We start from the raw sequence: 22,305 nt of genomic DNA on the forward strand, positions 1-22,305 counted from the left end.
TGAAAGTCTTTTGTGGACCGTCCGTGCGAGCGATTAAGTTGCTAATAATTCAATCGCTCCCGCGAAAGTTAAAGCATCCTGCAACTCGACACCTAAAAACCAGCCAGTACCGTCCATTTTCGGATGCCCGGGGAGAAGTTGAACAACTCGAGGACCCCCAGTCTTCTGGTCGATCTGAGTAGCCTTGGTTCTTAGCATTGAATGGCCCCAGTAGGCGCGAGCATTTAGGCCGATTGTCGCTACTTTGAGGTACTTTCTATCCTGAGCTGCGCCGCGTCCCTTTGAATCCGTCACAAACTGGCGAGGGCACGCCGTGTTTGGTGCTCTATCTTCTGATGCGAATTGAATGCATCGTAACGTGCATTGTGAATGTCTGCGATAACTCCGGACTTCGGCAAAATACGCTCTTGAATTGAAGACATCGCACCCATTGCACTGGCCAAAGACTCTTTAGAGTTACTTGCGACTGCGCCCAGCATAGCTGCTCCTAGCAAAACTGGCTCTGGCGAAGCAGTCGAGAGAACTGGAACGCCACTTGCATCAGCAAGAAGCTGTTTGATCGTCGTGCTTTCCCCTGCCCCGCCGCTTATGGCAACAGAACTCGGACAGACGCCATGCGCAGCCTGTGCCTCCATGATCTGTCGTAAACCGTACCCCACCCCAAGAATAGCTGCGACGTATGTGGCAATCAGGTCCGAAAGATCCGTCGCCAATGTCAGACCCGCGACGACGCCTGTTGCGTGCGGATCGGCATAAGGAGCCCGGTTGCCGAGGAAGTCCGGCACAATTACACGGGTACCGGCAAGCCGGACTGCGTCGCTGGCGTTACGAGCGCGCCGTTCGACCTCGCGCAGCAGATAAGCTTGCAGCGACATCCCTTCGACCTGCGCCTGTGCTGTGGCATCGCCACCTGCGGGATGGGTGGAAATAAGGTGTGCTATGGCCTCGCCAGCAGCTGACTGCCCGCCTTCGGACAACCACATACCCGGCACCATGGCCGAGTAATACGGCCCCCACACGCCAGGTACCTTATGCGCGTCTGTCGATGTGGACATGGTGCAAGCCGAGGTTCCGAAAACATAGGCCATCGTTGCTTCGGGTCCGGCGCAGGGGTCGGCTCCCACCGTTCCGATGCCGCCCGCATGGGCATCAATCAACCCAGCTCCGACCGGAGTGCCCGCGTTCAGGCCCATGCTGTCGGCGGCCTCAGCTGTCAATCCCTGCGCCAGCGCGGTTCCGGGGGCCACGATCTGCTGGCCGATCCGGGCAAATCCCTCGGATGACAGGTCTGACAATCCGATCAGCTGAAAATAGCTTTCATCCCAGCGATCCTCATGGGCCAGATAAGCCCATTTACAGGTCACCGTACAGGCCGAACGAGCCAGAGATCCGGTTGCTGCCCATGTCAGAAAATCCGGCAGGTCAAAGAACTGACCCGCAGCGTGGAAGGTGCCCGGTATATTCTCTTTGATCCACAAAAGCTTGGGCGTCTGCATCTCGGGGGAAATCCGTCCGCCGACATAGTCCAGTACGGTATGTCCGGTGCTGTTGATCCGTTCCGCCTGGTCCTTCGCCCGGTGATCCATCCAGACAATGACGTTGCGCTCGGCTTCACCCGATGCGCTGATGCTGAGCGGCCGCATGTCCCGATCCAGAACCACCATCGAGCAAGCAGCATCAAACCCAATGCCTTTGACTTCACTGGCCTCAACACCTGCGTCCCTGACCGCACCGCGCACGCACGCACAGACGGCCTGCCAGATATCGTCCGAGGATTGTTCCGCGATATCCCCTGCATCACGCCACATCCGAATGTCTTGCTTGCGGCTGGACAACAATGTTCCCGCGTCGTCAAACACGCCCGCCCGAGCACTGCCTGTGCCGACATCCACTCCGACGAAACAGTTCATAGGTCTACCGCGTTGGGAAGGATTACCAGATCCCGAATGGTGACATTGGCGGGTCGGGTCAGCATGAAGACGACGCAATCCGCAACCTCTTTGGGCTGCATCAGGCTGCCTTCGGCCAGCGCCTGTTCCATTTTTTCTTGCGGCCAATCATCCAGAAGTGCCGTCACGACCGGGCCGGGCAAAACGGCACCAACGCGGACACCGTGTTTGGACATCTGCCGCCGGACCGAGTGCGTAAAGGCTTGTACCGCATGTTTCGAGGCGGTGTAGATAGGCTCCCAAACGACGGGAATGACTCCGGCGATGGAACTGGTGAGGATAACGTCCCCCGATCCCTGTTTGGCCAAATGTGGCAGAACCGCTTGGACAGACCGGAAGGATGCGTTGATGTTCAGGTTCAGGACGCGATCCCATGCGTCCGGGTCCCCTTCCAGAACATCGCCTCCGATGTAAGCCCCTGCATTGGCGTGGAAGGCGTCCAACCGCCCGGTTTTCCCAAGAATGTCTGGCAGCATCTTGGACACGCTGTCGGCATTCAGCAGGTCCGTGACAACTGGAAACGCGGCCTCACCGAGATTGTTGCATTCCGAAACCAAAGCCGCCTCATCTCGGTCCACCATGGCCACGCGGGCTCCTGCGGCAACGCACGCTTGAGCACAGGCCAGACCGATACCTGATGCGGCACCTGTGATGGCCACCACTTTGCTCGAGAGATCAGCCATTTTGAAGCCTCCTTCAAATCAATCCGTATTGTGCTGCTTTGCCACGCAAGAAGGGTAAGCCCTGACCGATAACCTCATCTGCACTGTCCGCGACAGGCCGCCAGACAGACAGGCCGTGTGCAATTTCGGGCGGCATGTTGATGAAGCTTTCCATCGCCAATCCGCCATCAAAACCAATCGCTGCAAGAGTGGCGAAAATTTCATCCCAGTCACAGGTGCCCGCCCCAGGTGTGCCACGATCCGATTCCGACAGATGGATGTATCGCAAATGGTCGCGGCCCTTAAGAATGCCGTTTCCCGCGCCTTTTTCTTCGATATTCATGTGGTAGGTATCGAGGTGCAGGAACATGTTTTCCGCCCCAATCCGTTCGATCATCGCAACACCCTGCGCGGCCGTATTGATCAGATGGGTTTCGTAGCGGTTGACCGGTTCGATGCCGAAATCCAGACCGGCGGCCTGCGCGGCCCGTGCCGCAGCATCCAAAGCGCGGGCGACGTTGTCCAATTCAGTCTCGGTTGGCGGCTGGCCGCTGCGTTCACCGATACCCCCATATGTCACGCCAGACAGGGCTTGGGCCCCCAACCTGGCAGATTTTTCAATGGCCAGCGTCAGAAACTCAATTGCACCTTCAGGGTTTTTGGACGCCCAAACCGGCTCTGGCAACCCCAACGAGCAAACAGCCGGCAGGTTGGCCTCTTGCAGCAGACGGTGACCGAGTGCGGCGTCAGTCGAGACGGGATCAAGCAGCGCGATCTCGATGAAATCCATCCCACAGTCTTTTGCCGCCGCAATGGCACGTGCCGCGCCATCAGCATCCCAGGTCATAGTCCACATGCTGGTGTGTACACCGAATCCTTTCATATGCTGGAATACCCCCCTTCGATCATCATAATCGCGCCGTTCACCAGATCGGATGCGGGCGACGCGAGATACAAAGCCATGTCTGCGATCTCGACCGGTTCCCCAAACCGCCCCAAGGGCGTTCGGGCAATAAACGGGTCTTTCTTTTCCGGGGCTGACCAGAGCTCTTTGCCCATTTCTGTCAGCACTACAGTCGGACAGATGGCATTCACCTGAACATTAAACGGAGCCGCCTCAGTCATCAGTGATTTTGTAAGGGCGTTCAGCCCCCCTTTGGATGTGGCATAGGCTGCGTGATCTGCCAGAGCGATAACGCCTGTCTGGGAAGAGACATTGACGATTTTCCCCTGCCGTCGTTCCTTCATTCCCGGAAGCAAAGCCCGGGATAAAATGAACGGCGCAGTTAGATTCACCGCGATAGTGCGGTGCCAGTCTTCCAGATCGAAACCCACCACCGGTCCGGTCAGCGCGATGCCTGCCGAGTTGACCAGAATGTCGATCTGCCCAAACGCATCCATCGCGGCGATCGCCACCGAGGCCGTTTCTTCCGCATCCGCCAAATCACCGGTAACAGCCCGGAATTGCCGCCCCTGCGCCTCGACGCGCTTGCCCAGCGCCGCAAGACGTGCCCGGTCGCGTCCATGCCCCGCGATATCCGCACCAGCTTCGGCGAAAACCTCAGCAATCGCTTTTCCGATACCCGAAGACGCGCCGGTAATCAGCGCTTTCTTTCCTTCCAGACTGAACCGGCTTTCCCAAGTCATGATCTATTCCAGATTTGTATGATTGGCGCGCATCTCTTCAGGTGCAACGCCAAGACGGTCGCGCAGATCCAGCACGAGAAGTTCGAAGAACAAAAACATCAACGCCTCAAAAAGCGAGCCCATCGGCAGAATCGAGGTCGCATCGCTTCCCTGATCCGCCGCCATCGTTTGTGCGGGCAGGTGAACAGTCAGGTCAACAGATTTGGGAACGGCTCCTTCGGGTTCGGCAGTGATGCAAACCACTGTGGCTTCACTGTTTCGCGCTACATCGACCAAAGCCGCCACCGTTGAAAAATGACCGGGACCCGCGCCGACAAAGAGGACATCCCCGGCCCCGACAGGCGGCGCGGTCATGTCACCGACCACGTGGGCGTCGCACCCAAGATGGAACAGCCGCATTGTCAGCGCTTTCATCATCAGGCCTTCGCGCCCAACACCATAGCAGAAGATACGCTTGGCTCCCGCAAGAACCTTGGACAATGGAGTGATTTGCGCCAGAACATCCCCGGTCAGCCCCGGGCGCAACTCAGCAAGAACCTGATCCGCCAGATCATCCTTTGCGCTGGTCATGACTGACCGAGCCGGATTTGAATTTTGACATCCGTTGGTCGCGCTTCAACCGCACGATCAAACGCTTCAATACTATTTTCGAAATCGAAGGTCTCTGAGATCAGAGGGGTTAGGTCCACTTTTCCCGAGCCAAGCAACGCAATGGCCCGATCATACATGTTGGCATATCGGAAGACCGTCTCCATCCTGATTTCCTTGGACTGCGCCAGCACAATGTCCACCGGTACCGGATCGACTGGCATACCCACCCAAACCACACAACCCGCAGGGGCCACGACGTCGAGCGCGGTTTGAATTGAGGTCGCCGCCCCGGCACATTCGAAAACCACATCCGCGCCCCACCCTTCGGTCGCGCCGCGCAAAACGGCTGAGGGATCATCGCGTCCGATCAAGATGGGCTCGATATTGTCATATCGCGCTGCAACAGACAGCTTTTCCGCAACCAGATCAGAAATATAGACCTTGGCACATCCACCGGCCAGCGCGGCCAGAGCGACCATAATGCCAATCGGGCCTGCACCGGTGACAAGCGCCACATCCCCGGGTTTGATCCGCGCTTTGGTTGCGGCCTGCATGCCGATTGCAAAGGGTTCGACCATTGCCCCTTCGGCAAAGCTAATATGGTCGGGTAAGCGATAGGTGAACGCCGCAGGGTGTACGACCGAGGGCGTCAAGCAACCGTGTACCGGCGGCGTAGCCCAAAACTGCACAGAGGGGTCCACATTATAGACTCCCAGCTTCGCAGCTTTGGACCGGGTGTTGGGAATACCGGGTTCCATACAGACCCGATCACCGACGTTCAGGCCCGTCACGTCTGACCCGACCTCGGTGATCACACCCGCAGCCTCGTGTCCCAGCACCATAGGCGCGGTAACAACGAAGGGCCCGATCCTGCCGTGGGTGTAGTAATGCACATCGCTGCCGCAAACACCGACCGTATCTATTGCGATGCGGACGTCTTCGGGACCCAATGTCTCGGCCAGCTCAATCTCGCGCAGCGCAAGGCTGCGGGCTTTTTCCAGAACCAGAGCTTTGGCCATCCTACACCTCTCTTATGTTTTTCGGGCTTCAAGCAAAGCGGCCGCCGTGTTCTCATCCGTTACCAGAGTGTCTACAAATCCACGCTTCAGCGCCGCAGCGATGATCGGCGTTTTATGCAGTCCACCGGCGGCCAGAATGACGTTGTCTATTTCAGCCATCTCATCGAGCGACAATCCAATAACGCATTGGTTCAAAGGATGATCTATTAGCTGACCATCAGCACTCAGGATATGCCCGGTGATGTCACCAACGCCACCTTTGGCAATCAGATCGGCGGGATTGACGCCGTTGGGCAACGCATCGCGCACCAGCAACGAACTTTCCAAATCGCCCGTCGCCAGCGCAATTGCCCCGCAAGAGCGGATCTTTTCCAGCATATCCCTGATCACATCCTGATCCATGAATAGCGCCTGACTTTCCGGGCTGCCTGCATAAAGCGGCGCGGTGAAAAAGCTATGTTCGGCGTTGCACAAATCCGCCAGCCGCGTCGTGATCTCATACCCGTTCACATCCGATCCACGCGAGACTCCACCCATGATCGACACGATCTCCAGATCAGGGCGGTCAAGCGGCTGCATGTGGCGAGTCGCCAGGTTCAGAGTGTTGCCCCAAGACATCCCGAAATGGGTCAGGTTCGGGTCATTCAACACTTCTCCCAGGTGCGCGCCCAACCCAGCGGCGACCAGAGGGGTAACGGACACCCTGTCCTCGGGGGATGGCACCACAACCGCCCGGGTCAGGTCAAATTGCCGTTCGAGTTCCCATTCCAGTTGCGCGGCAGCGGCGAAAACCGAATCCACGCTGACCCGCAAGATACCGCGCCGCCGCGCTTCGCTAAGCGCTTTGTTGACGCGCAACCGCGTGGTGCCGAACCGAACGGCCGCATCTGCCTGTGTCATACCCTCGACCTCGCACGCCCAGCACAGCCGCACCAACAGCTGTTCTTCCGGGTCGATCTGATCGAGTTTGATATAGCGGGACATGAATTTCCTTTCCTTTTGGTTCCGTTCTACCGCAACGAAACGGGAAAAGGAGTGGTTGAAGACGTCATTTCACAGCCCCCATCGTCAAACCGCGCACCAGTTGCTTTGAGGCGATGAGCGCGAATATCAGAACCGGGATCACGATCAGGGTCGATGTGGCCATGATTTTGCCGTAGGGCAGGTTGTAACCTTCCATAAACGACACGGCCATCGCGGGCGCTGTTTTGGCTTCTGTCCGTGTCAGGATCAGGCCAAACATCAACTCGTTCCACGAAAAGATGAAGGAAAAGATGGCCGATACCGCTACTCCTGGCATGGCCAGCGGCAGACAGATTTTGCGCATAATAGTAAACTGGGAGGCTCCTTCCAGCCGCGCAGCCTCGTCTAGATCGTAGGGAATGCCACGAAACTGGTCAGTCACGATCCAGATGACGATCGGCAGGTTAAAGGTCAGGTAAATCAGGATCAGCGTGATGTGTTTGTCCAGCAACGACAGGTTTCTGGCGATCAGAAAGAACGGCAGCGCAAGCACGATGGGCGAGACCATCCGATTTGTGATGAACCAAAACCACAGGTCCTTTTTGCCGCGAAACTCGAACCGAGCCAGCGCGAAGGCCGCAGGAACGCCCAGGACCAGCGCCAAAAGGGTTGTAGAAATTGCGATGATCAGCGAATTGATCAACGTCCGCAGCACGCCGTCATCGAACAACGCCTCACGATAATTGGCTAGGGTGGGCTCGAATATCCACACTGGCGGTGACTCGAGCGCAACAACCTGGGTTTTCAACGACGTCGTGACCATCCAGTAAAACGGAAAGACGCAAACCAATATGATCACGGCCAGCAAAGCGATCTGGGACCAGTATGAGCGGGTTGTCATCATGACTCAGACCTCTTTGTAGAAGACGCGGATATAGATCTGCGCCAGTACAATGGTGATGATCAGCAGGATGATCGCCTGCGCCGAAGCCAACCCCTGATCAAAGCCACGAAAGCCGACCCGCTGGATCATCAGTGAAATGAACTCGGTCGATGATCCTGGGCCGCCACGCGTTAAGGTGAACACCATATCGAATAGTTTTAACGTGTCCGCCGTTCGAAGGATCAGCACCGCGACCAGACCCGGCACCAGAAAGGGCAGTTGTACGTAGCGCAGAACAATCCATTTGGATTTGGTTTCCAGACGCGCGGCCTCTTCCACCTCGCCAGGAACCATGGTTAGACCCGCCAGAAGAACCAGCGCCACAAACGGTGTCCATTGCCAGACATCCCAGAAAATGATCATGGCAAAGGCGTTCTGCGGGTCCCCGATCCAGTTTATGTCGGCTCCGCCCAACAACTGGTTTACGACGCCGAATTTCTGGTTGAACATCACCTGCCCCAGCAAACCCACAACCGCATATGTCGTGGCCATCGGCAGAACGAGGCTCAGCCGCGCCAAAGTCTTGACCAATGTCAGTCCGGGTTGATGCAATACCAGCGCAATGCCCAGGCCCAGCGCGATTTGCAGCGGCAACGCCGTGCCCAACAGGAAAAAGGTGCGGCCCATCGCCTGCCAGAACACCTCATCCGTCAGAACGGTCCAATAGTTTTCGAAACCGATAAACTCGACCCGCTTCAGTTTTGTGAGGTTATAGAAATGCGCCGAGGTCCAAACCGCGTAAAGCAATGGCGCGATGCCCACCATGGCAAGGCCAATGACCGCTGGGCCTATAAACGCAAATATCGTTTTGCGGGGTACTTGGCCGCGCATGTCCATCCTCCAGCTGACCCTTTTGAACAGGGCGCAGGGGCGCTCGGTTTGCGCCCCTGCATCTTTGTTTTACTGAGCCAGCGGCTTGTCACCAGAATAGTAGCCGGCCGCCTCCAGCACAGCTTCCATCCGGGTGCCGATCTCTTGCGCACCTTCCTCGGTCGAAACCTCACCCAGCATCATTTTGGTGCCCCATTCCTGAACGATCTCAGTGATCTCGGGCCATTCCGCGAAACGGGGGCGGAATTCCGGCACGCCGTCCTGCCAGCTTTCGACCAGCGCGGGGACAAATTTGAAGTCTTCCAGACCGTCTTCCTGATAGACAGACTGACGGGCTGGTACGCCACCGCGCTCAAGGTATTCCCGCGCGTTGGCTTTCGAGGTTGCCCACTGGATGAACAAATAGGCTGCGGCTTGTTCGGCTTCGTCCGCTTGTGAAGCGACGGCCAGAGAGAACCCGCCAAGGGCTGGCTTGCGGCCTGCAGGGCCCGTGGGTTCGGGCGCGATTTCAACGCAATCGGCCACTTTCGAGGTCTCGGGCGAGACGACCGACGAATAGAAGGCCGACCATTCGGTGATCATTGCGATGTCGCCCTGACTGAAACCGTTGACGGTTTCGGCGTGGTCATACGCGACGATGCCGTCGGGCATATATTCCATCAGATCCTGACGGAACTTCAGACCTGCCTGGCTTTCGTCGCTCATCAGGTTGGATTTGAATTCGTCATCCAGGAAAGAGCCGCCAAACGGCCACAGCATCCGCGCAAAGCTGTCGGCGGATTGGGTTTCATTCCGCTTGGACTGCAACGCAAAGGCGTATTTGCCGTCTTTTGTCAGTGCCGGACCATAGGTGTCTTTCAATTCTTGCCACGTTTCCGGTGGGCCGTCGAACCCGGCCTCTTCCAGCATACAGCGGTTATAGAACATCAGGCCGGAATAGTTGTCGAACGGCAGGCCATACAGAGTGTCATTCCAGCCGCCAAAAGCGTTCAGCACCAGCGGGAAAAAGTCGTCGATGTCCAGATCGGGGTCAACCGCGTCAGGGAACTTTGCCTGCACATCCGCCAACGGAATGATCCAGTCGTTTTCTGCAAAGTTGCCAATCCAAACAAGGTCAATCAACGCGATATCAAGATCGCCGCCAGCTACAAAATCCCGCACCTGTTCACCCAGAGCGTTTTCGTAGGGATGCTTTATGACGTTTACCTTAATGCCCGTTTCCGCTTCGAAATCGGGCAGCATGGCTTCGATCGCCTCGTAACCCGGACGCAGCAGGAAGACGACGTCAATGGTTGTGCCCGCGTAGGGTTCGGCAGCCTTCTTCAGGCTCCAGCCATCATCTGCAATGGCCGCACCAGTCGCGACGATGCTGGCAACTGCCGCGCTACCCAGCAAGTTTCTAAGAGTCTTCATTCTCAGTTCTCCTCCCTGTTTAATTTCATCTTTTGCATCTTGATCCATACAAAAGTATTTTTCTGACTTGAAAGTCAATACATTTGTTCCTACTGATAAACAAAAGATACCGCGCGGACCGCGACGTTCGCCGATGGGGAGGGGTTGCCTTGGCTGGCATCAAGATTGAAGGACTCAACAAGTTCTATGGTGAAACACAGGCGCTTTTCGACGTCAGTCTCGATATCGAGGACGGAGAGTTTGTTGTGTTCGTCGGGCCGTCGGGCTGTGGGAAATCAACCCTGTTGCGTACGCTGGCCGGGCTAGAGGGCGCGGACTCGGGGAGCATTGAGATTGACGGGCGTGACGTGACCCATGCCGAACCTGCGGATCGCGAGCTGGCAATGGTGTTCCAATCCTATGCCCTTTACCCCCACATGAGCGTGCGCGAAAACATGGATTTCGGCATGAAAGTCAACGGGTTTGCGCCTGCCCTAAGGCAGGAACGGATCACCGAAGCAGCGCGTATTCTACAGCTGGAGGACTACCTTGACCGCAAGCCTTCTCAGCTTTCGGGCGGTCAGCGGCAGCGTGTAGCCATTGGTCGGGCCATCGTCAAGAATCCAAAGGTTTTCCTGTTTGACGAGCCACTGTCCAATCTTGATGCAAAACTGCGGGTGCAGATGCGGGTCGAGCTGGAAGGCCTGCACAAACAGCTCGCCGCGACAATGATTTATGTGACTCACGATCAAGTCGAAGCCATGACCATGGCTGACAAGATCGTTGTTTTGAATGGAGGGCGCGTCGAACAGGTTGGCACTCCGATGGAATTGTATCATGCGCCCAGGTCCCGTTTTGTGGCCGAGTTCATCGGTTCACCGGCCATGAATGTGTTTGTCCCAAGCAATACAGTGAGCAACCTTGCCATCAAGCCGCAAGCGGCATTCGTCGGTTGCCGGCCCGAACATCTTGAGCTGGTGCCGCAAGGTGCGGGCAATACAGACGCCACGGTCCGGGTCAAGGAACAGCTGGGAGGCGAGAGCCTGCTTTACCTGACCCTCTCGGACAACAGCGAGATTGTCGCGCGTGTGGGCGGCGACGACGATACAGATGTCGGTCAAATCGTAGGCGTTCGAATACCCGAAAGTCGGCTGCATCAATTCGGCACCGACGAGCTTGCACTTTAGCGGTGCGCGTTATGAAAAGGGGAAACCCCGCAGGTCAAGAATCGGACACGCAGCTTCCATTGCCGCTGGATGCCTTCAGTCTCGTCATCTTCGATTTTGACGGGGTCATTGCCGATAGTGAGATCATCTCGCTCTCGACATTGAAAGAGACGTTAGCCACGTACGGTATAGACATGCCTACGCAGGAGGTCAGGCGGCAATTCCTGGGCAGATCTCTTGCGGCAATAGAAATGTTTGTTGCTGAACATGGAACGCAACAATCCACAAGCGCCTTTGCGCATGACTGGCAGGCTGAGCTGTTCCGACGCTTCAAGAAGGAACTCTCACCCATTTCCGATGTAAAAAGCTTTTTGAGGGTGTTGGCTTCGCTGCACGTTCCGTATTGCATCGCCTCCAGCGGTACGTTCGAAAGGATCGGCGTTGCCTTGACAGCGATGCAGATGACCGCGCTGTTTGAAAACGTCTTCAGCGCCGAACAGGTTGAACACGGCAAACCGGCGCCAGACCTGTTCTTGCACGCGGCTGCCCAGGTTGGTGTCGCACCTGAAAACTGCCTGGTGATCGAGGACTCACCTTATGGCGTACGCGCTGCCAAAGCGGCCAACATGTACTGTGCCGGATTTGTTGGTGGGGCGCACTTGCGTGGTATTGAAGACCGGCATGGTGAATTTCTTCGTCAACAAGGGGCTGATCTGATCATATCATCCTATGAGTCTCTTGCGCCTGCGTTATTCACGCAGCGGGCAAAACAATAAACGATTTGCAGGCACCAATGGGGGGCAACGTGGCATGAGCTACCTTGGTATAGATCTGGGAACATCCGGGCTTCGCGCTTTGCTTCTGACGGAAGACGGGGGAGTGATCGGATCAGCAGAGCAAACATATTCCACTGAACACAAACACCCCGGTTGGAGCGAACAGAACCCCGCGGATTGGATCACGGCGCTTGAGGCGGCGGTCTGCGAATTGCGCAGCAGTCACCCTGAGTTTACCACGCTCCGCGCCGTCAGCGTCGCGGGACATATGCATGGTGCAACTTTACTGGATTCTCGGGGCGAGGTGATCCGGCCGTGTATCCTATGGAATGACACACGCTCTGATATCGAGGCACAGTATCTGGATGCCACGCCAGGTGTTCGCGAGATTTCTGGCAATATCGTTTTCCCCGGTTTCACAGCGCCCAAACTGCTCTGGGTCAAAGAGCACGAACCTGACACCTTCGCCCGGGTGGCCAAGGTCCTGCTTCCTGCGGCATACCTGAACTACTATCTTACAGGTGACTATGTCGCCGACATGTCAGATAGCGCCGGCACGTCCTGGCTGGACGTGTCGGGCCGTGCGTGGTCCGAGACTTTGTTAAGCGCCGGACAGATGAGCGAAACTCAAATGCCGCAGCTTGTCGAAGGCTGCCAATCGGCGGGCACTTTGCGGCCGGACTTGGCGGCAAGCTGGAGCGTCTCTAACAGCGTGGTCGTTGCAGGCGGTGCGGGGGACAACGCCGCCGCTGCCTGTGGTTTGGGCGCTCTGAATGAAGGTGATGGGTTTTTGTCCCTTGGTACTTCCGGCGTGTTGTTGGCAGCACGGGACGGTTATCACCCTGCCCCGGATTCGGCGCTGCACACGTTCTGCCATGCGGTTCCCGATCGCTGGTATCAGATGGGCGTTATGTTGTCGGCCACAGACAGCTTAAACTGGCTTGGTCAGATTACGGGGAAGCGACCGTCTGACCTGACGCGCAATCTGGGCAAAGACTTGCGTGCGCCCGGTCGCGTGCAGTTCTTCCCCTACCTGTCCGGAGAGCGCACACCCCACAACGACGCCAACATTCGCGGCAGCTTTACCGGACTGGGAAAGGACACCGATCAGAACGACCTGACCTGTTCAGTGCTCGAAGGCGTCGCGTATGGTCTGAGCGACTCGTATGACGCCTTGGCGCGCACCGGAGCCCGCATTGACCGCCTGATTGGTATCGGTGGCGGAACACAATCACGGTACTGGGCCAAATTGATTGCGACGGTTCTGGATGTGCCCATAGAACTGCCGCAGGATGGTGAATTCGGTGCCGCGCTGGGGGCAGCCCGCCTTGCAATGATTGCGGGCACCGGCGCTTCGCCCAAAGACATTCTCAAACCACCCCGAATTGGAGACCGGGTGCTTCCAGATAGCAATATGACCGACGCTTTCAACGCTGCAAAAGACCGTTTTCGTGCGGCTTACGTACATCTGACGGAGATATCATCCAGACGAAGATAGAATAACCTTGCAGCCAGTTTTCTGAAATGACGCCTGCTGAGTTCACTCAGCTTTTGTCGACAGCGGTCATGCAGGGTAATCCGGTGCTCTGGCATAGAATTTCGCCACGGTGGCCGTCTTCCGGTGTTTGGATAGCATGATGCCCAGGGTCTGATCGTTCGTTAGGGAAGTTTTCCCTCGGATAAATTCCTTCCAAACTTCAATTACTATGACGCGGTAAATCCAAGCCTCCTCACCTTTCAATTGCACTTAAGTCTCACCCAAACACGACGAACGGTCGGCAGGACGCATTTTGCCGCGTAGAATCCGCGACACGACCGGCGTATCGGGTCACTCAAAGGTTCAGGGTTGCGTGATCTATTTCAACCGCGCGCTCGGCAAATATCGACGTGTAACGAGCCTCTCCAGAATCGCACCGCTTTTTCTAAACGCGATGCGTTTTTCCTATTGGTGTTAGAACTCAGCACGTCACGGGCAAACTTAACATGCTGAGTAAAGGATGATTTCCGGTTTTTCGAAGCCTAAAAAGAGCAAAAAGGAACAAGAAACCCGCAGCTCAGCGATTTGCCTTACTGACTGGAAAAAATGCGTCTTGCAGGAGGTCGGCTACTACCATTTTCAAGGTTTGCAATACTGCCGTCTTTTCGCTGAACTTATCCCCAATTGACTAATTCCCAACAAAACATACCGGTTATCAGAGGTAAGATCGATTTTGTTGTACGTTCAAATACCCGGCATTGCCACCAAATGACCTTTGAAAATCAATTGAACATCACTCGACAATCAAATCATCACTCTGGTTCGGATGGCTTTTCCTTATTTGAAGAGCGGATCGACGCAAGCAGGGTTTTCATCTCGGCTACGCGCTTACGGTGTGGGTCGTCTCTGGCGACGCTGACGGCCGTTGATAAAATGTCGATCACAACCATGGCGGACAAGCGCGAAACGGTTGGGGTGTAGATGTCCGTGTTTTCCAGCGTCTCGACCAGAACTGCCACATCGCAATGCTCCAGCAACGGGCTGGACCCTCCTGATATTCCAATCGTCGTGGCACCACGATCACGTGCTGTGCGTGTGGCCATGACTACGTCATTCGTTTCACCTGTATTGGAGATTGCAACCACAACATCACCGGCCTGCATCACCGAGGCCGTCATGATCATCTGATGGCCGTCGGACGGTGCACCGCAAGGCACTCCGAAGAGAGGGAATTTCTGCTGCGCGTCCATAGCAACGATGCCGGAAGCGCCGTAACCGAAGAACTCGATGCGTCGCGCTGAAACAAGAGCGTTCACAGCTGCCTCAATGGCCTTAGGATCGATCCGGGCCCGGGCCCAGGTCAGGCTTGAGAGGTTGTAGTCAAACATCTTTCCGATCAGATCGGACAGATCATCATCCTTTGAAATCGCGGCGTGCGAGGTTGTGCGGGCAAAAGCGAGGGACCGGGCCAGTTTGACCCGAAGATCACGAAACCCGTCACAGCCAATCGAGGATGAGAACCGGATGACCGTAGGTTCGCTAACACCTGCCAGCTTGGACAAAGCCGCCAGGGTCAATGACAGTGCATGTTCGGGATCGTCCAATATTGCATCCGCCACGCGACGTTCGGATTTGCGCAGGTCAGGTCGTGCCCGAGTGATGACTTCCAGCAGGTTATCATGGACCTCAGAACCTTGCGGCCCCGTGGCCGGTGTTTGACGGGTGATCTTGGACCTAAGGGACAAGGAACAAAGCCTCTGATACAGACGGTTTCACGATACGTGGGGCAGCGATACGGGTCGCTGCCAGGTCAATTACATCTTCATCCAGCGTATTGAAAGAAAACAATCCGAAGTGATGCGGCACCAACCACTCAATTGCTGCATCCTGACAGATCGCGATGGCCTCCTCCAAGCTCATATTCCCGGGAATGCCTGCCTCTAGCCGGTCAACGTCACGACCATTGACCGGCAGCAAAGCGATATCAGGTGCGAAATCGGCAATTTCCCGATCCAGCAGTGGGAACGGGATCGTGTCACCGGAATGATAGAGCCGAGAGGGTTGTCCCGCGGGTGAGGCCCAGCTGAGGCCATATCCCAGAAAGAGGTGGTTGCCCTCGGCGTCCCTATCTTCCGTCTCATGCGCGGCGGGAAAGACTCTGATGTCGAGACCGGGAAGCGGGGCAATCCTATCCCCCGCCGTCACTTCAATCAAACGCGCCGCCTCGCCGATCCGATCGCGGGCAAGATCGGTTTTGGCGCGGGGTACGACAAAGGGTAAATCGCGGAACCGCCGCGCTAGCGGGGCGAGCGTGTCAGGGTCCATGTGGTCCGTATGGGCATGGGTGATGAGCACGAGATCAGGCCGAGGCAAGGCCTCTGGAGCTATGGGCGGAGGCATTAAGCGACGATGTTCATGGCGTTTGCCCGCATATTTCCGGGCCAAACTGTCGGACAGATATGGATCGATCAGAACCGCGTGATCACCTGTCGCTATCCAAAAACCGGCCTGTCCCAGCCATGCGATGGCGCAATCGCCGGAGCGTGGAAAACCCGGGCGCCTCTCAAGTCGCATTGGTCTGCAAAACGCGTAAGAGGTTATCCACCGCTGCATCCGCGGCCCGTGCGACCGAGGGCCTGGTGAACCCGCCGATATGGCTCGTCAATATGGTGTTTTCGTGTTGAAGCAACTCAGTCATCTCCGGCGGTTCGACGTCGAACACATCAGTTGCGTAGCAAGCCACCCGTCCGTCATTCAAAGCGCTGAGCAGCGCGGCTTCATCCACCAGTCCTGACCTCGCGGTGTTAATCACAACGGTTCCGGGAGCGCACTCGGCCAACAGCTCGAAGGTTAACAATGGCTGGCCAGAGCCTGGCATGGGCGCGTGCAAGCTGATCACATCGACCTGATGCATCGCCGCCTCCAGCGGCCCGCGGGAAAAGTTAGGATGAACGAGCGGGCTATCCGGTGCGTACGGGTCATGGCCGATGACCTCTGCCCCCAGGGCCAGGCAGGCCTGCGTATAGGCCTCCCCAATCGCGCCAAGCCCAATCACGCCGATACGAGCCCCACGGATTTCCTTCCCTATACGCCGCGACCAGTGCCCATCACGCATCCTGTTGTGGGTCCACACTACCTGACGCAGGCCGGTTAAGGTCAGACAGAGTGCAAGTTCAGCTACACCTTGGGCGTTTGCTCCATCGGCGCGGCATACCGTGATGTTACGGTCCTTGAGACCAGCTAGGGGCAGATTGTCGACGCCAGATCCGTTGCGACTGATAACTTTCAGCCTGTCTGCTGCCGCGATGACGGCCTCGCTGATAGGTTCGATCCCTGCCAACCAGCCATCGCAACCAGGCACAGCATCTAATAGTGCTGTTTCAGACGGCACCTGCCCCGGTGTCGGGTATCGAAGGTCAAATCCCAGTTCGATCAGCCGATCCATCGCCGGATGGTCGCCGGAGGACAATGAACGTGGGGTGACCAGAACCGTAGGCATCACGCGCGCCCCGTAACGCGACCTGCAATCGCCGCTATTTTTTCGAACTCTGGGCCAGAGGTCGGTAGGTCGATATCGAAGACTTCGGCTATCACCTGTGTCCAGCCATGTATGAAATAGGTCCAGCCGTCCTCGATTTGCAGCGATTGGCTGAACTGTTGCGCCTGGGCCTGCTTTAGAAACACTAGGTCACCGCGATAGTTGAGCTCCCAAACCACTGCGTTTTTTGGAAATACGGCCCGGTCAGTAAGCGGTGAGCCAGGGGCATCCTTTCCCAGTCCAGTGGCATTCACAATCAGACTTCCTGGCTTCATATCACCGAGGATTGCGTCGTTGTCGTGTGGGTTTGGTGCAAGCCTGTACTCAATAGGGATATCGCAGTTCAGGCCTTCATGAATGGTCCGGATATGGTCAAGCCTTGGTTGGCTGCGGTTGGAAATCACGATGCGCGATGGCCGGTCCACACCCCGACTTTCCTGCATCAGGTACCATGTAAGCGCGATGGTCGACCCCCCCGCCCCCATGCTTAAGACTTCGGCACCGGTATCGGCGAAATGGTCCGGCGCAAGAAACCCGTCCATCGAAAGGCCCGATGAGATCGGGTCCTTGGCATGGCAGACAAAGCGCCCGTCTCGCTTCGACAGACAACTGGTTTCCGCCATCATTGCGGCGAGCGCATCAATCTCGTCAAACATATCGCGACAGGCGGCAAACAGGTCCAGCTTATGCGTGGTCACCAAAGCGCCCAGCGACATCGGATCGCCTTTCAGAAAACGAATTGCCTCGCGATACCGTTCGGGTGCATCATGAGGCACAAAATCGAGCCCCTTCATTTGAACGTCACCAAGACCAAGATGTTTGGCCCATTCCGGAAAGACACGCATGATCGACGACTGCGCGGTTGTCACTCCGATGAAATAGAAGGTCGGCTTGGTTGCTGGTTCATACGCCATCAAACCACCGCCATATCGACCTGATCTTTGGTCGCAACCGTCGCTCCCAGCATAAAATTCTTAGACCGGATTTGCGGCATAACGCCAAGCGTGGCTCTTTTATCTTTGAAGGCGGTCAAAGGCACCACTCCAAACATCGCCAGATTGTCAAAATTCCCCATTCCCAAATCCCATGCGGCGGCCAATCAGGCCTGAGTTGCTAAGATTGCCGAGACCTCGTCGGCACTGCGGGGACGATAGTCGGTGTTTGGAATGGCTCTCCATCCGTCGCCCCCATCGCTTACGATACGCTGTGCCATGCCGCCCGAGCGAGCAATCACCTCGTAGTCCTGTCCTGAATCTGCCGGATAGCAGAAACTCATCACCAAAGGTTTGGACCCGATGTTGACCGACCGGTGGATCCAGAGCGGTGGAACATAAACCATGACCCGCGGTGCGATTTCGCAAATGGCGATCTCACCTTCAGGAGATTCCATCAGCATCAAACCTTTGCCGGCCTCGCCATAATAGGTCTCTGGGCGGTTTGCTGTGGCATGGATGTGGCCGCGGGTCATGTAGAATTCATGGCCAATCCGGCCCGGCGCCATATGGGTGGTTCCAAAGATCAAATCGCCCGTGTCCGCGCCACCTGCCAACGTTGGTCGGACATCTTCGACCGAGTATACGACCACATTTCCATCCTGCTCCAGAGCGCGATCCAAGGCAGCAGCGTCGGCATAAAGTCCTCGAAGATCCTTCAGACGTTTTTCGTACCGCCCCGTTGCGGAAGACAGGGCACCCGTTGCGGGATCAACGATATGAGAGGTTGGTGGGCGTAGCATTGAGCCTCCTGCATTGTGTAGTTAAAATACAAATTGAGGGATTATTGGCAATGCCTCTAACAAAATTTGTCGAGAAAATCTGCGTTTTGTTCGATCATTCGCGTGAAATAGGCGGGAAATTTACTCTCGATCCCGCAATATCGGCCTAAATCTGGATTTTTAGTTAGTAAAGCTACATTTTTAGTTGAACTTCTCTCCAAGACAGCGCATCGTCTGAATGAATGACGCTGGGGGACGATATGACGCCGGAGGCGACTAAGCATGATCGGATAAAGCACGCCTTTGTGTGGCCTGCCTTCTTGATTGTGCTGGTCATGTCGATCTTCCCGCTGATCTACGCCCTTACCGTCAGCTTTCAGTCGGTCCGGCTTGTGCCGCCACTGCCGCCGCGCTTTGTCGGGTTTGACAACTATGCGGATATTCTGAGTTCGGCGCGGTTTTGGGGGTCTACCTGGACCACTGCCAGCATCGTCTTTCTTTCGGTCTCGCTTCAATATGTGCTGGGATTCGCACTGGCTCTGACGCTGCATCACAATGTGCGCGGCGCCTCGCTATACCGGGTGGCTTTTCTATTGCCGATGTTTATCGCGCCGGTCTGCGTCGCGCTGATCGGGCGGATGGTCTTTCATCCCTATCTCGGGCCGGTGAATGACGCGATGGTGGGACTGGGCTTTGGCAATCTGCCCTTCCTGACCGAAGCGCCGCTGGCCATTATGGTGCTGGTTGTCATTGAGACCTGGCAATGGACACCCTTTGTCACGCTTTTAATGCTCGCGGGTCTGCAAAGCTTGCCCGGCGAGGTTTTTGAAGCGGCGCGGGTGGACGATATCGGACCATGGCGGCGGTTCTGGGATCTGACCTTTCCGATGCTGCTGCCTTTGTCGGTGGCTGTGGTCTTTATACGGCTGGTCGAAGGATTCAAAATCATCGACACCGTGTTTGTGCTAACCGGAGGCGGACCGGGAACAGCCACCGAAACCCTGACACTGTTCGCCTATAATGAAGGGTTCAAGAAGTTCAATCTGGGGATGACCTCGGCCCTGTCTTTCGTCTTTTTGATCGTGGTCATCATTTTTGGCACCGTCTACCTTGCCCTCGCCCAACGTTTCACGCGGAAATACACGTGACGGAGAACCGCTCATATCGGGCCATCGGACTGGCATTCTGCCTTGTTTGGTTGGGATTTGCGTTTTTTCCGCTGTATTGGGTTGTAGTTACAGCGTTCAAGCCACCTTTGGCAGTTTCGCAAGGCGCGACCTATATCCCGTTTGTGGATTTCGAACCGACGTTGCAGGCGTTTCGGGACGCATTATCCGGGATCCGTGGAGATTTCTTTGGACCAATTGTGGCGTCAGTGAGCATTTCCTTTGTATCCACTATCTTGTCGGTGTTCCTGGGGACAATGGCTGCTTACGCGCTGGTGCGGTTTGAATTTCGCATCCGGCTTCTATCAGGGCTGGTGTTTGGTGTCATCTCCATCGGTGGCTTCGTCTTGCTGAATTCCATGCTGGGCATGAGTGTGCCGGGGGCACTTGGAATCGTACTGGTGGTGGCTTTGGTCGCCTCTGTTCTGATCAACCGATTGCCGCTGCCAGGACCGGTTTTGGGCAATAATGATGTAACATTCTGGTTTGTTTCGCAGCGTATGTTTCCGCCCATCGTCTCGGCCTTTGCGCTGTTCCTACTTTACGCCGAAGTGGGACGTGCGGGTCTTCCGTTGCTGGATACCTTTGGTGGCATGGTCCTGGCCTACACGGCCTTTGGCTTGCCCTTTGCCGTTTGGCTCATGCGCGATTTCCTGTCCACCGTCCCGATAGAGGTCGAAGAGGCCGCCCAAGTGGACAATATCGGACGCATGCGTATCTTTTTCCAAATTGTGCTGCCGATGTCATTGCCCGGCCTTCTGGCCACCTCGATGATTGTGTTGGCCTTTATCTGGAATGAATTCCTGTTCGCTCTGCTCTTAACCACGGGCGACTGGCAAACCTTGCCCATCCTGATAGCCGGACAGAACTCCTCTCGGGGGGATGAATGGTGGGCAATTTCCGTCGCAGCACTGATTGCCATCATACCCATGGTGATTGTCGCGACAATCCTGGGTCGCATGATGCGATCCGGACTGCTTTCCGGTTCTATAAAATAAACTTCGATTGGGAGGAAAATCGTGAAGAAATTCTTGTTATCCACAGCCACTCTTGGGTTTATTGCGAGCGGCGCGCTTGCCTGTTCGCCAGACTATACCGGTGTAACCCTTAATGTCTCGACCCAGAACGGCCCCGCTATCGCGTCTGCCTTGGCGGCGGCGGCCACCAGTTGGGAAGAACGCACCTGCGGCACCGTCAATGTGATCGAGTTTCCGTTCGGTGAGCTGTATCCAAAATTCCTGACCGCGATGAGCCAACAAACCGGCGACTTCGATGTCATTGGTTTTGTTCCGGCCTGGCTGCCAGACTTTTCGCCATTCCTGTCCACGATGCCGGAAGACCTGCAGCAAGGCTCCAACTGGGAGGACATTCACCCGGTCTATCGCGAGCGCTTAATGGTGTGGAACGGAGATGTGAAGTCGGCGACGATGGACGGCGACATGCATATGCTGAACCTGCGGGCGGATCTTCTGGACAATGCGGAAGAACAAGCTGCGTTCGAAGCCAAGTACGGCTACCCGCTCGCGGCCCCGGTGACCTGGGAGCAGTACTATGATCAGGCAGAGTTCTTCCATCGCCCGGATGACGGCCTTTTTGGAACGGCAGAAGCTTATCGCCGTGGTGGTCAGCAGTTCTGGTATTTCTTCTCTCATGCGGCGAGCTACACGAACCATCCCGACAATCCCGGCTCAATGTTCTTTGACCCCGAGACCATGGATGCCCAGATCAACAACGCCGGTTGGCTGCGCGCTCTTGAGGAATACAAAGCCGGTCTCGATTTCAACCCACCCGGTGCACTGAACAACGGCTCGGGCGATGTGCGACCCCTCTACGCTGGTGGCACGGTTGCGATGAACATTGACTGGGCGGATTCCGGCGTTTTGGGTTCGACCGAGGGCGCGATCGAAGGCCATGTCCGGACTGCGATGCTACCCGGATCGACCGAAATCTGGAACCATGTAAGCGGGGAATGGGACAGCTTCGACGAAGTTGTGCATTCACCCTTCCTGGCCTTTGGTGGCTGGCAATTGGCCGTACCTGCGGACAGCAAGAACGCCGAAGCCGCCTGGGACTTTGTCTCGGAGGTGATCAGCCCAGAGGTTTCTGGCAAGGCGATTGTCACAGCCAATTCGGGCGTAAACCCTTACCGGTTCAGCCACTATTCCGACCTGGAAAACTGGGCGTCTGTTTTCTCGGAAGAAGAAGCGGCAAGCTATCTGGGGGCGCAGCGTGCCTCGCTTGATGCGCCGAATGTTGCGCTTGACCTCCGGTTGCCGGGTTTCTTCTCGTATACCGAAGTGCTTGAGATCGAATTGTCCAAAGCTCTTGCCGGTGAAGTGGAACCGCAAGCTGCACTGGATGCTATTGCTGCAGAGTGGAACGCGCTGACCGATGAATTTGGTCGCGACAATCAGCTTGCGGCGTATCGTGCCTCTGTCGGTCTTCCTCCCAAGTAAACCAACACTGCACAT

22 protein-coding genes are annotated in these 22,305 nt (G+C 56.4%); 6 read left to right on the forward strand and 16 right to left on the reverse strand.

Features of this window, described 5'->3' with window-relative positions; genetic code table 11:
- Positions 1-290: 290 nt before the first annotated feature.
- The 10 genes from ACR0EV_RS11765 to ACR0EV_RS11810 form a co-directional block, all read right to left on the reverse strand.
- Positions 291-1,910 carry an FGGY-family carbohydrate kinase gene (locus ACR0EV_RS11765; RefSeq protein ID WP_480800253.1) on the reverse strand — a complete coding sequence of 540 codons (1,620 nt, stop codon included), beginning with the start codon at positions 1,908-1,910 and terminating at the stop codon, positions 291-293.
- Positions 1,907-2,632 carry an SDR family oxidoreductase gene (locus ACR0EV_RS11770; protein ID WP_480800254.1) on the reverse strand — a complete coding sequence of 242 codons (726 nt, stop codon included), beginning with the start codon at positions 2,630-2,632 and terminating at the stop codon, positions 1,907-1,909. Before ACR0EV_RS11770 ends, ACR0EV_RS11765 begins: the two co-directional genes overlap by 4 nt.
- A 13-nt stretch (positions 2,633-2,645) precedes the next feature.
- Positions 2,646-3,458, reverse strand: coding sequence for a TIM barrel protein (locus ACR0EV_RS11775; RefSeq protein WP_480800255.1), 813 nt, complete (start codon positions 3,456-3,458; stop codon positions 2,646-2,648).
- A gap of 32 nt (positions 3,459-3,490) precedes the next feature.
- Entirely contained in the window at positions 3,491-4,258 is a 768-nt protein-coding gene (locus tag ACR0EV_RS11780; protein WP_480800256.1) for an SDR family NAD(P)-dependent oxidoreductase, read from the reverse strand.
- 3 nt (positions 4,259-4,261) lie between these two features.
- Entirely contained in the window at positions 4,262-4,828 is a 567-nt protein-coding gene (locus tag ACR0EV_RS11785) for an SIS domain-containing protein (RefSeq protein WP_480800257.1), read from the reverse strand.
- A complete protein-coding gene (locus ACR0EV_RS11790; RefSeq protein ID WP_480800258.1) occupies positions 4,825-5,868 on the reverse strand; it encodes an NAD(P)-dependent alcohol dehydrogenase in 1,044 nt (347 codons plus the stop codon). Before ACR0EV_RS11790 ends, ACR0EV_RS11785 begins: the two co-directional genes overlap by 4 nt.
- A 12-nt stretch (positions 5,869-5,880) precedes the next feature.
- Positions 5,881-6,852: a sugar-binding transcriptional regulator gene (locus tag ACR0EV_RS11795; protein ID WP_480800259.1), complete on the reverse strand. Its 972-nt coding sequence runs from the start codon at positions 6,850-6,852 to the stop codon at positions 5,881-5,883.
- 64 nt (positions 6,853-6,916) lie between these two features.
- Complete coding sequence (locus ACR0EV_RS11800; RefSeq protein ID WP_480800260.1) at positions 6,917-7,735, reverse strand: carbohydrate ABC transporter permease; 819 nt, start codon at positions 7,733-7,735, stop codon at positions 6,917-6,919.
- A gap of 3 nt (positions 7,736-7,738) precedes the next feature.
- Positions 7,739-8,605: a carbohydrate ABC transporter permease gene (locus ACR0EV_RS11805; protein ID WP_480800261.1), complete on the reverse strand. Its 867-nt coding sequence runs from the start codon at positions 8,603-8,605 to the stop codon at positions 7,739-7,741.
- 69 nt (positions 8,606-8,674) lie between these two features.
- A complete protein-coding gene (locus ACR0EV_RS11810) occupies positions 8,675-10,018 on the reverse strand; it encodes an ABC transporter substrate-binding protein (RefSeq protein ID WP_480800262.1) in 1,344 nt (447 codons plus the stop codon).
- A gap of 149 nt (positions 10,019-10,167) precedes the next feature.
- Here ACR0EV_RS11810 and ACR0EV_RS11815 point away from each other — a divergent pair, with 149 nt between their 5' ends.
- The 3 genes from ACR0EV_RS11815 to xylB are packed head-to-tail and all read left to right on the forward strand — an operon-like array spanning position 10,168 to position 13,437.
- The gene (locus ACR0EV_RS11815; RefSeq protein ID WP_480800263.1) at positions 10,168-11,184 is read left to right on the forward strand and encodes an ABC transporter ATP-binding protein; all 1,017 of its coding nucleotides are present in this window, start codon (positions 10,168-10,170) and stop codon (positions 11,182-11,184) included.
- Positions 11,185-11,243: 59 nt separating this feature from the next.
- On the forward strand, positions 11,244-11,939 hold the full coding sequence (locus tag ACR0EV_RS11820) for an HAD family hydrolase (protein WP_480800264.1): 696 nt from the start codon (positions 11,244-11,246) through the stop codon (positions 11,937-11,939).
- Between the two features lie 34 nt (positions 11,940-11,973).
- Positions 11,974-13,437: a xylulokinase gene (xylB, locus tag ACR0EV_RS11825; protein WP_480800265.1), complete on the forward strand. Its 1,464-nt coding sequence runs from the start codon at positions 11,974-11,976 to the stop codon at positions 13,435-13,437.
- A gap of 791 nt (positions 13,438-14,228) precedes the next feature.
- Here xylB and ACR0EV_RS11830 read toward each other — a convergent pair.
- Genes ACR0EV_RS11830 through ACR0EV_RS11855 form a run of 6 tightly spaced genes read right to left on the reverse strand, consistent with a single transcriptional unit; the run spans position 14,229 to position 18,689 of the window.
- Entirely contained in the window at positions 14,229-15,161 is a 933-nt protein-coding gene (locus ACR0EV_RS11830) for a MurR/RpiR family transcriptional regulator (RefSeq protein ID WP_480800266.1), read from the reverse strand.
- The gene (locus ACR0EV_RS11835; protein ID WP_480800267.1) at positions 15,151-15,990 is read right to left on the reverse strand and encodes an MBL fold metallo-hydrolase; all 840 of its coding nucleotides are present in this window, start codon (positions 15,988-15,990) and stop codon (positions 15,151-15,153) included. The genes ACR0EV_RS11830 and ACR0EV_RS11835 overlap by 11 nt, the downstream gene beginning before the upstream one ends.
- Positions 15,980-16,915 (reverse strand): NAD(P)-dependent oxidoreductase, encoded by a 936-nt coding sequence (locus tag ACR0EV_RS11840; protein ID WP_480800268.1) that lies wholly within the window; start codon positions 16,913-16,915, stop codon positions 15,980-15,982. Before ACR0EV_RS11840 ends, ACR0EV_RS11835 begins: the two co-directional genes overlap by 11 nt.
- Positions 16,915-17,868: a shikimate dehydrogenase family protein gene (locus ACR0EV_RS11845; protein ID WP_480800269.1), complete on the reverse strand. Its 954-nt coding sequence runs from the start codon at positions 17,866-17,868 to the stop codon at positions 16,915-16,917. The genes ACR0EV_RS11840 and ACR0EV_RS11845 overlap by 1 nt, the downstream gene beginning before the upstream one ends.
- Positions 17,868-18,029: a hypothetical protein gene (locus tag ACR0EV_RS11850; protein ID WP_480800270.1), complete on the reverse strand. Its 162-nt coding sequence runs from the start codon at positions 18,027-18,029 to the stop codon at positions 17,868-17,870. Before ACR0EV_RS11850 ends, ACR0EV_RS11845 begins: the two co-directional genes overlap by 1 nt.
- A 24-nt stretch (positions 18,030-18,053) precedes the next feature.
- Entirely contained in the window at positions 18,054-18,689 is a 636-nt protein-coding gene (locus tag ACR0EV_RS11855) for a glucose-6-phosphate isomerase family protein (protein ID WP_480800271.1), read from the reverse strand.
- A 239-nt stretch (positions 18,690-18,928) separates the two neighbouring features.
- Between ACR0EV_RS11855 and ACR0EV_RS11860 the strand changes: the two genes are divergently transcribed.
- The 3 genes from ACR0EV_RS11860 to ACR0EV_RS11870 are packed head-to-tail and all read left to right on the forward strand — an operon-like array spanning position 18,929 to position 22,290.
- A complete protein-coding gene (locus tag ACR0EV_RS11860; protein ID WP_480800272.1) occupies positions 18,929-19,816 on the forward strand; it encodes a carbohydrate ABC transporter permease in 888 nt (295 codons plus the stop codon).
- Positions 19,813-20,832: a carbohydrate ABC transporter permease gene (locus tag ACR0EV_RS11865; RefSeq protein ID WP_480800273.1), complete on the forward strand. Its 1,020-nt coding sequence runs from the start codon at positions 19,813-19,815 to the stop codon at positions 20,830-20,832. The genes ACR0EV_RS11860 and ACR0EV_RS11865 overlap by 4 nt, the downstream gene beginning before the upstream one ends.
- Before the next feature lie 21 nt (positions 20,833-20,853).
- Positions 20,854-22,290 (forward strand): extracellular solute-binding protein, encoded by a 1,437-nt coding sequence (locus tag ACR0EV_RS11870; RefSeq protein ID WP_480800274.1) that lies wholly within the window; start codon positions 20,854-20,856, stop codon positions 22,288-22,290.
- The last annotated feature ends 15 nt before the right edge of the window (positions 22,291-22,305 follow it).

The organism is Ruegeria sp. CF8, assembly GCF_056537285.1.